We start from the raw sequence: 10,023 nt of genomic DNA, 5'->3' as shown, positions 1-10,023 counted from the left end.
ATCGACGTCCTTGCCGCCGAGGAACGGCACGAGCTGCTGGTCGTGCGTAACGACACCGCGTGCCCGGCTCCCGTCGCCGGCCTGCCGTCCCTGTTCGAGGCCTGGGTCCGGGCGACCCCGCAGGCCCCGGCGGTGGTGTTCGAGGACACCGCGCTGACCTACCACGAACTGAACCGCAGAGCCAACCGTCTGGCGCACTCGCTGATCGCGCGCGGGGCGGGACCGGAGCAGGTCGTCGCCCTGCGACTGCCGCGCTCCCCCGAGCTGGTGGTCGCCGTCCTCGCGGTCCTCAAGACGGGCGCGGCGTACCTGCCGATCGACCCGGACTACCCGGCCGCCCGCATCGCGTACATGCTGGAGGACGCGCGACCGGCTGTGGTGCTCGACGACCTCGCGGCCGTCACCCCGGCCGAGGAGCAGCCGGAGCACGATCCGACCGTCGCCGTGGACACGCGGCACCCGGCCTACGTCATCTACACCTCGGGCTCCACCGGCCGGCCCAAGGCCGTGGTGATGCCCGCCGCCGGGCTGCTGAACCTGCTTGCGTGGCACCACGGGGCCATCGGTGGTGAACCTGGCACGCGTACCGCGCAGTTCACCGCGATCAGCTTCGACGTCTCGGTGCAGGAGACGCTCTCCGCGCTGCTGTACGGCAAGACCCTCGTGGTGCCGACCGAGGAGCAGCGCCGCAGCGCCGAGTTGTTCGCCCGCTGGCTTGACCGGCACGGGGTAGAGGAGCTGTTCGCGCCCAATCTGGTGGTCGAGGCGCTGGCCGAAGCGGCCGAGGAGGCCGGGCTGGTACTGCCGAACCTGCGGCTGATCGCGCAGGCCGGCGAGGCGATGCGGCTGGGCGGTGCCGTACGCCGCTTCCAGACCCGGCGGCCTGGCCGGGCGCTGCACAACCACTACGGCCCCGCCGAAACCCACGTGATCACCGCCTACTTGCTGCCGGCCGACCCCGCCGACTGCCCGCTGCCGGTGCCGATCGGCCGACCGATCGCCAACTGCCGGGTTTACGTGCTGGATTCGGCCTTGCGTCCGGTCGCACCCGGCGTGACGGGCGAGCTGTATCTCGCCGGGGCAGGACTCGCCCGCGGTTACCTGAACCGGCCCGGACTCACCGCCACGCGATTCGTCGCCAACCCGTACGGTCCGGCCGGCGCGCGGATGTACCGCACCGGTGACCTGGTCCGCTGGCGCGCCGACGGCAAGCTGGAGTTCGCGGGCCGGGTGGACCACCAGGTGAAGGTCCGCGGGTTCCGGGTCGAGCCGGGTGAGATCGAGGCCGAGCTGGCCGGGCACCCGGGTGTCTCCCAGGTTGCGGTGCTCACCCGGGCGGACCGGCCGGGCGAGACCCGGATCGTCGCGTACGTGGTGCCCACGGCCGGGACCGGGGCGACGGCTGCGGCGCTGGCGGCGTATCTGCGCGACCGCGTGCCGGACTACCTGGTGCCGTCGGCGTTCGTGTTGCTGGATGTGCTGCCGTTGACGGCGAACGGGAAGCTGGACCGTGGAGCGCTGCCCGAGCCCGAACCGGGGACGGTCGGGAGCAGCCGCGCGCCGCGCACGCCGCAGGAGCAGATCCTGTGCGAGTTGTTCGCCGAGGTGCTGGGCGCGTCGCGGGTCGGGGTCGACGACGACTTCTTCGACCTGGGCGGGCACTCCCTGCTCGCCACCCGGCTGGTTCGCGAGTCCGGGCGACCCTCGGCGTCGAGCTGGAACTGCGCAGCCTGTTCCGGACGCCGACGCCCGCCGGGCTCGCGGCCGGGCTGCCCGACGCCGGCACCGCGCGGCAGGCCCTGGTTCCCCAGCCCCGCCGCGAGCCCATGCCGCTGTCGTTCGCGCAGCGCCGGCTCTGGTTCCTCCAGCAGTTCGGGACGCCGAGCGCCACCTACCACATGCCGCTCGCCCTGCGGCTGTCCGGCGGCCTCGACCAGGCCGCGCTGAGTGCCGCGCTCGCCGATGTGGTGGCCCGGCACGAGACCCTGCGCACGGTCTTCCCGCTCACCGCCGACGTTCCGCACCAGCGGGTGCTCGACGCCGCCGACGTCGCCGTCCCGCTGGCGGTGCGCGCGGTCGGCGAGGCGGAGGTTCCTGCCCTGCTGCGCGAGGCGGCGGTGCGGGCATTCGACCTGACGTCGGAACTGCCGTTGCGGGCGGAGCTGTTCGCGCTCGCACCGCAGGAGCATGTGCTGCTGGTGGTGATGCACCACATCGCCGGTGACGGCTGGTCCATGGGTCCGCTGGCCCGCGATCTCGCTGCGGCCTACGCGGCCCGGCGGGGCGGTGGGACGCCCGAATGGTCTCCGCTGCCGGTGACGTACGGCGACTACACCCTGTGGCAGCACGAGGTGCTCGGCGACGAGCACGACACGGACAGTGTGTTCGCGCGGCAGGTCGCCTACTGGACCGAGGCACTGGCCGGGCTGCCCGACCAGGTGCATTTGCCGGTCGACCGGCCGCGTCCGGCCGCCATGTCGTACCGCGGCGACCTGCTGGACGTCCGGATCGACGCCGAACTGCATGCGGCTCTGGTGGAGTTGGCTCGGCGTACCGGCACCAGTCTGTTCATGGTGCTTCAGGCGGGCCTTGCCGCGTTGTACACGCGGTTGGGTGCGGGGACGGACATCCCGATCGGCAGTCCGATCGCGGGGCGCACGGACGAGGCGTTGGACGATCTGGTCGGGTTCTTCGTGAACACGCTGGTGCTGCGCACGGACACGAGCGGTGATCCGAGTTTCGCCGAGTTGCTGGGGCGGGTGCGGGAGACGGCGCTGTCGGCGTTCGCGCATCAGGATGTGCCGTTCGAGCACCTGGTGGAGGTGCTGAACCCGTCCAGGTCGCTGTCCCACCACCCGCTGTTCCAGACCGGACTGGTCGTACAGAACGCGCCGGGAGGCGACTTCGACCTGCCCGGCTTGAGGGCCACCGGGATGGCCGTGCCCACCGGGACCTCCCGGCTCGACCTGACCTTCGGCCTGGCGGAGCAGCACGGGTCCGACGGCGCGCCGGCCGGCCTGAGCGGTGCGGTCGAGTACAGCGCCGACCTGTTCGACCGCTCTACGGTGGAGACCCTATTCGTCCGGTGGACCAGGCTGCTGGCCGCGGTCGCGGCCGCTCCGGACCGGCCGATCGGCGGGGTCGACCTGCTGTCCGACGAGGAGCACCGCGAGCTGCTGCCCGCCGCCGAGAGCGGGACTGCCGCCACGAGCCTGCCGGAGATGCTCGCGGCGCAGGTGGCGGCGACGCCTGATGCGGTCGCGCTCGTCTGTGGCGATGTAGAGCTGACGTACGGGCAGTTGAATGTTCGGGCGAATCGGTTGGCGCATGCGCTGATCGCTCGGGGTGTGGGTCCGGAGCAGGTCGTGGCGGTGGCGTTGCCGCGGTCGCCGGAGTCGGTGGTGGCGGTCCTGGGCGTGCTGAAGGCCGGGGCCGCTTACCTTCCGGTGGACCTGTCGTACCCGCGGTCGCGGATCGCGTTCATGCTGGACGACGCTCGCCCGACGGTGGTGATCGACGATCCGGCGATGGTGGCCGAGGGGGACTGGCCGGACACCGATCCGCAGATCGCGCTCGACGTCCGGCATCCGGCCTATGTGATCTACACGTCGGGCTCGACCGGCCGGCCCAAGGGCGTCATGGTGAGCCACACCGGCGTGGCGAGTCTGGTCACCGCCCAGACCGAGCGGTTCGCGATCGAACCCGACAGCCGGGTGCTCCAGTTCGCCTCGCCCAGCTTCGACGCTTCGGTGTCGGAAGTCTTCACCGCCCTGCTGTGCGGCGCGGCCCTGGTGCTTCCTCCTGCGGCCGATCCGGTCGCCGCGCTGATGGACCCGGGCATCGCGGTCACCCATGTGACCGTGCCCCCGTCCGTCCTGGCCGCCCTGTCGGAGAACACGGTGACCGTGTCGACGCTGGTGGTGGCGGGTGAGGCCTGCCCGCCGGAGCTGGTGGCCCGGTGGGCGCCGGGGCGCCGGATGATCAACGCGTACGGTCCGACGGAGACGACGGTGTGCGCGACGATGAGCGACCCGCTGTGCCCGGGGTCGGGCGTGCCGCCGATCGGCCGTCCGATCGCCAACGCTCGGGTGTACGTCCTGGACGAGCGGATGCGGCCGGTGCCGCCGGGTGTGGTGGGGGAGTTGTATGTGGCGGGCGCCGGGCTGGCGCGCGGGTACCTGAACCGGGCGGGGCTGACGGCCGGACGGTTCGTCGCCTGCCCGTTCGGCACGGACGGCGAGCGCATGTACCGCACGGGCGACCTGGTGCGCCGGCGCGCTGACGGTGAGCTGGAGTACGTCGGCCGCGCCGACGACCAGGTGAAGGTGCGCGGCTTCCGCATCGAGCTCGGCGAGATCGAGGCAGCCCTGGCCGAGCACCCCGCAGTCGCCCAGGCCGCCGTCCTCGCACAGGAAGACCGGCTCGTCGGCTACGTCGTCCCGCGCCAGGCGGCGGTGCGGGACGGCGGCCTCGAAGCGGAACACGTGGGCGAGTGGCGGGACATCTACGATGCCCTGCCCATCGTTCCCGAGGAAGCCGCCTTCGGTCAGAACTTCGTCGGCTGGAACAGCAGTTACGACGCGAGCCCGATTCCGATCGAGCAGATGCGGGAGTGGCGGGACGCCACCGTGGCGCGCGTCCTGGCCCTGCGCCCCCGCCGCGTGCTGGAGGTCGGCGTCGGCACCGGCCTTCTCCTTTCGCAGATCGCACCGCACTGCGAGGCCTACTGGGCGACCGACTTCTCCGCCACCGCGATCGACGCGCTGGCCGCCCAAGTGGCGCGGGAGGAGCGGCTGGCCGAGCGTGTGGTCCTGCAGACCCGCCCGGCGCACGACATCGACGGGCTGCCGGTCGGGCGGTTCGACACCATCGTGCTGAACTCGGTGGTGCAGTACTTCCCGTCCGCCGACTACCTCGCCGACGTGATCGACCGCCTGATGCGGCTGCTCACCCCCGGCGGCGTGCTCTTCGTCGGCGACATCCGCAACCTGCGGCTGCTGCGCCCGCTGGCCACGGCCGTCCAGCTCCACCGGGCCGCCGACGGCGCCGACCTGCCTTCAGTGCGCCGTGCCGTGGAGCAGGCCCTGCTGGTGGAGAAGGAACTCCTGGTCGACCCGGACTTCTTCACCGTCCTGCGCGACCGGGGCACCGTCGGTGCCGTGGCCGTGGAGGTCAAGCGCGGCCGGCACCACAACGAGCTCACTCGCTACCGCTACGACGTCACGCTGCACAAGCAGCCGGCCGTCCCGACGGCACCGGCCGCGCCGCAGGAGCTGGCGTGGGGCCGAGAGATCGCCGACCTCAAGGAGGTGCGCGAGCTGCTCGCCCTGCGCGGCGCGGACCCGGTGCGCATCACCGGGGTGCCGAACCGGCGCGTCGCCCGCGAGGCAGCGCTGGCCCGGGCGGTGCAGAACGGGGACGGCACGTTCGCCGAACTGCTGGACCGGCTGCACGGCCCGGACAGCGGCGACTTGGCCGACCCGGAGGATTTCCGTGAGCTCGGCGACGAACTCGGCCGCCGGGTGGACGTCACCTGGTCGGTCGGCGCGCCCGACGCCCTGGACGTCGTCATCTCCGACGTACCGGGAGACGCCCCCGTCGAGGCCTACCGGCCGCTGCGGCCGTCCGGCACCGCGTTGTCCTCGCTCACCAACCGCCCGACCGGAAGCCGCGCCACGGGCGCCCTCGTCGGCGAACTCCGCGACCGGCTGCGCGACCGCCTGCCCGACTACCTCGTGCCGTCGGCCTTCGTCGTCCTGGACGCACTGCCGCTGACCGCCAGCGGCAAGGTCGACCGCCGCGCACTGCCCGCCCCCGACCTGGGGACGGCCGCGACCGGGCGGGCGCCGCGCACCCCGCAGGAGCAACTGCTCGCCGATCTCTTCGCCGACGTGCTGGGGCTGCCCAGGGTCGGCGTCGAGGACAGCTTCTTCGACCTCGGCGGGCATTCCCTGCTGGCGACCCGCCTGGCCGCCCGGGTCCGGGCGACCTTCGGCGCGGAGCTGGAGGTTCGCACGCTCTTCGAGCACCCGACCGTGGCCGCCCTGGCGACCTGCCTCGACGGCTCGGTCACGGAGCGGCCCGCGCTGACCGCCCGTCCGCGCCCCGAGCGGATCCCACTGTCCTTCGCCCAGCAACGCCTGTGGTTCCTGCACCGCATGGACGGGCCGAGTGCCACCTACAACATGCCGCTCGCGCTGCGCCTGGACGGCGAACTGGACCGGGCGGCGCTGCATGCCGCGCTCGCCGACGTGATCGCCCGGCACGAGAGCCTGCGGACGGTCCTGCGCGAGGCGGACGGCGTGCCGTACCAGCTCGTGCTGAGCGCGGACGAGGCCCGCCCCGAGCTGCCGGTCATCGAGCTCGATGAGGTACGGCTGGCCGGCCGGCTGGCGGAGGGGGCCGGGCGTGGCTTCGACCTGGCCGCCGAACCGCCGATCCGCGCGGAGCTCTACGCGCTTGCCTCCGACCGGCATGTGCTGCTGCTCGTGGTGCACCACATCGCGGCCGACGGCTGGTCGATGGGCCCGCTCTCCCGCGACCTGGCGACGGCATACGCGTCCCGCTGCCGGGGCGAGGCACCGCAGTGGTCCCCGCTGCCGGTGCAGTACGCCGACTACACCCGGTGGCAACGCGATCTGCTTGGCGACGCCGCCGATCCGGGCAGCCTGTTCGCCCGACAACTCGCCTATTGGAGCGAGGAGCTGACCGGGCTGCCGCAGCAGCTGCAACTGCCCGCAGACCGGCTCCGGCCGGCTGTGGCCTCCCAGCTGGGCGGCCGACTCGCCGTCCGGCTGGACGCCGAACTGCACCAGGCACTGCGGGACCTGGCCACCTCGCGCGGCGCCAGCATGTTCATGGTGCTTCAGGCCGGCCTGGCCGCGCTGCTCACCCGGCTCGGCGCCGGCACCGACATCCCGATCGGCAGTCCCATCGCCGGGCGCACCGACCAAGCCCTGGACGACCTCGTCGGGTTCATGGTCAACACCCTGGTGCTGCGCACCGACACGAGCGGCGACCCCGGCTTCGCCGAACTGCTCGGCCAGGTACGGCAGAAGGCGCTGTCCGCGTACGCCCACCAGGACGTGCCGTTCGAGTACCTGGTCGAGGTGGTCAACCCGGCCCGATCCCTGTCGCACCACCCGCTGTTCCAGATCATGCTGGCTCTGCAGAACGCGCCATGGAGCGAGTTCACGCTGCCGGGGCTTTCGACCGGCTACCTGGAGGCACCGACCGGCACCGCGCGGGTCGACCTGACGTTCAGTCTGGCCGAGCAGTACCGACCGGACGGCAGCCTCGACGGCATGTTCGGTGCGGTGGAGTACGCCACCGATCTGTTCGATCCGGCCACCGTGGAGCTGCTGTTCGCCCGCTGGGCGCGGTTGCTGCGCGCGGTGGTTGCCGACCCCGACCGGCCGATCAGCCGGATCGACATCATGTCCGGCGAGGAACGCCACCGGCTGCTGTCCGAGTTCAACGACACTGCCGCCGAGCTGCCCGAGGCCGCGCTGCCGGAGCTGTTTGCCCGTCAGGTACGAGCCACCCCGGATGCGGTGGCCGTCGTGGCGAGCGGCACCGAGCTGACCTATCGGGAGCTCGACCTGCGGGCCAATCGCCTCGCGCGGGCACTGATCCGCCAGGGCGTGGCGCCGGAGACGCCGGTGGCGGTGATGCTGGAGCGCTCGGCGGACCTGGTAGTGGCGATCCTGGCGATCATCAAGGCGGGCGGCGCCTACGTGCCCCTCGACTCGCGCTTCCCGCAGTCCCGCATCGACCTGATCCTCCGGGAGGCCGGGGCCGCGCTCGTGCTCACCGAGGACGTGGTGGCCACACTGATCCAGTCCGAGTCCGATTCGTCCGACCCTGACGTCCCATGTGACCCTCGGCAGTTGGCGTACGTGATGTACACCTCCGGCTCGACCGGGCGACCGAAGGGCGTCGCCGTCACCCACCGCGACGTGGTGGCCCTCGCGCTGGCCCCCGACTGGCGCGGCGGCGGACACGAGCGGGTGCTGCTGCACTCCCCGACCGCGTTCGACCTCTCGACGTACGAGCAGTGGGTGCCACTGCTCGGCGGCGGCCGGGTCGTCGTCGCACCGCCCGGCCGGCTCGACATCGACCTGCTGCAACAGGCGGTCAGCGAGCACCAGGTAACCGGACTGTGGCTGACGGCCGGCCTGTTCCGCCTGGTCGCCGAGGAGCGGCCGGGCCTGCTCGCGGGGGTCCGCGAGGTGTGGACCGGCGGTGACGTGGTCTCCCCGGCCGCCGTCGCCCGGGTGCTGGCAGCCTGCCCCGGTCTCGAGGTGGTCAACGGCTACGGGCCGACCGAGGCAACGACCTTGGCCACCTGCCATGCGGTCCGTACTCTCCCCGAGCACGCCGCGACCGTGCCGATCGGCCGGCCGATGGCGAACATGCGTGCCTACGTGCTCGACGCGGGGCTGCGGCCGGTGCCGCCGGGCGTGGTCGGTGAGCTGTACCTCGCGGGGGTGGGCGTGGCCCGGGGCTACGTCGGCCGGCCCGGCCTGACGGCAGAGCGGTTCACCGCCGACCCGTACGGGCCGGCCGGGGGCCGGATGTACCGCACGGGCGACCTGGCGGCGTGGCTGGCCGACGGCACACTGGAGTTCGCCGGACGGGCCGACCACCAGGTCAAGCTGCGCGGCTTCAGGATCGAGCCCGGCGAGGTCGAGGCGGTGCTCGCGAGTTGCCCGGACGTCGCCCAGGCGGCCGTCGTCGCCCGGGAGGACCAGCCGGGCGACAAGCGGCTCGTCGCCTACGTGGTGCCCGCTTCCGAGGGTGCGCCCGAGGCGGGTGAGCTGTCCGACCGGCTGCGCCGCGAACTGCCCGAGTACATGGTGCCGTCGGCGTTCGTCACCCTGGACATGCTGCCGTTGACCGCCAACGGCAAACTGGACCGGGCCGCCCTGCCGGCCCCGGACTACGGGGCGCCGGGCACCGGGCGCGGCCCGCGGACGCCGCAGGAGGAGCTGCTGTGCGACCTGTTCGCCGAGGCCCTCGGCCGGGAGCAGGTGCGCATCGACGACAGCTTCTTCGACCTGGGCGGGCACTCGCTGCTGGCCGCCCGCCTGGTCTCCCGCGTCCGCGAGACCCTCGGCGTCGAGGTGGGCCTGCGCACCCTCTTCGAAGCGCCGACCGTGGCCGGGCTCACGGAACGCCTGGTCATGAACGATCCCGGCGAAGCGTTGGACGTGCTGCTGCCGCTGCGCACGACCGGGAGCCGGACACCGCTGTTCTGCATCCACCCCGGCGGCGGCATCAGCTGGTCGTACAGCGGGCTGCTGAACCACATCGGTCCCGAGTACCCGGTCTACGCGATCCAGGCGCGCGGACTCGGCCGCCCCGAACCCCGGCCGACGTCCTTCGAGGAGATGGCGGCCGACTACGCCGACCAGATCCAGAAGATCCAGCCCGAGGGCCCGTACCTGCTGCTCGGCTGGTCTGCCGGTGGGCTGATCGCCCAGGCGATCGCCTGCGAGCTTCAGGCCCGTGGCGAGCGGACCGCGCTGCTGGCGATCCTCGACGCCTACCCGGTGAAGGACGTGCAGTTCGAGGAGCTGCCCGTGCCCACCGAGCGGGACGTGCTCGTCGGGGTGCTCGACTGCGACCTGGACGAGCTGGGCGACCGGCCGCTGACCTACGGCGAGGTCGCCGAGATCCTGAGCCGGCGGGGCAGCGCACTGGCCGGCCTGACGGAGCAGCAGATCGAGGTCATCGTCCACATCATGATCAACAACGCCAAGCTGGCGGTCGACTTCGTCCCCGGCAGGTTCGACGGAGACCTGCTGCTCTTCAACTCCACGATCGACCGGGGCGCCGACAACGCCGGGCCCGGGACCTGGCGCCCGTACATCGCCGGCCGGATCGAATCGCACGAGATCACCACCCGGCACGACCGGATGACCCAAGCCGGCTCGCTGGCCCAGATCGGCCCGATCCTGGCCGCCAAGCTCGCCGAGGCCACCGGTGACACACCAACCCGCAACCAGGAGGACTGATTCC

1 pseudogene is annotated in these 10,023 nt (G+C 72.6%); it reads left to right on the top strand.

Features of this window, described 5'->3' with window-relative positions:
* Positions 1-10,019 (top strand): annotated as a pseudogene (locus ACFVYE_RS41035) (amino acid adenylation domain-containing protein); the annotation flags it as partial.
* Positions 10,020-10,023 lie beyond the last annotated feature (4 nt).

This window comes from Streptomyces sp. NPDC058239 (genome assembly GCF_042882185.1).
Classification (GTDB): domain Bacteria; phylum Actinomycetota; class Actinomycetes; order Streptomycetales; family Streptomycetaceae; genus Streptomyces.
This window is presented reverse-complemented; position numbering and strand designations above follow the sequence as displayed.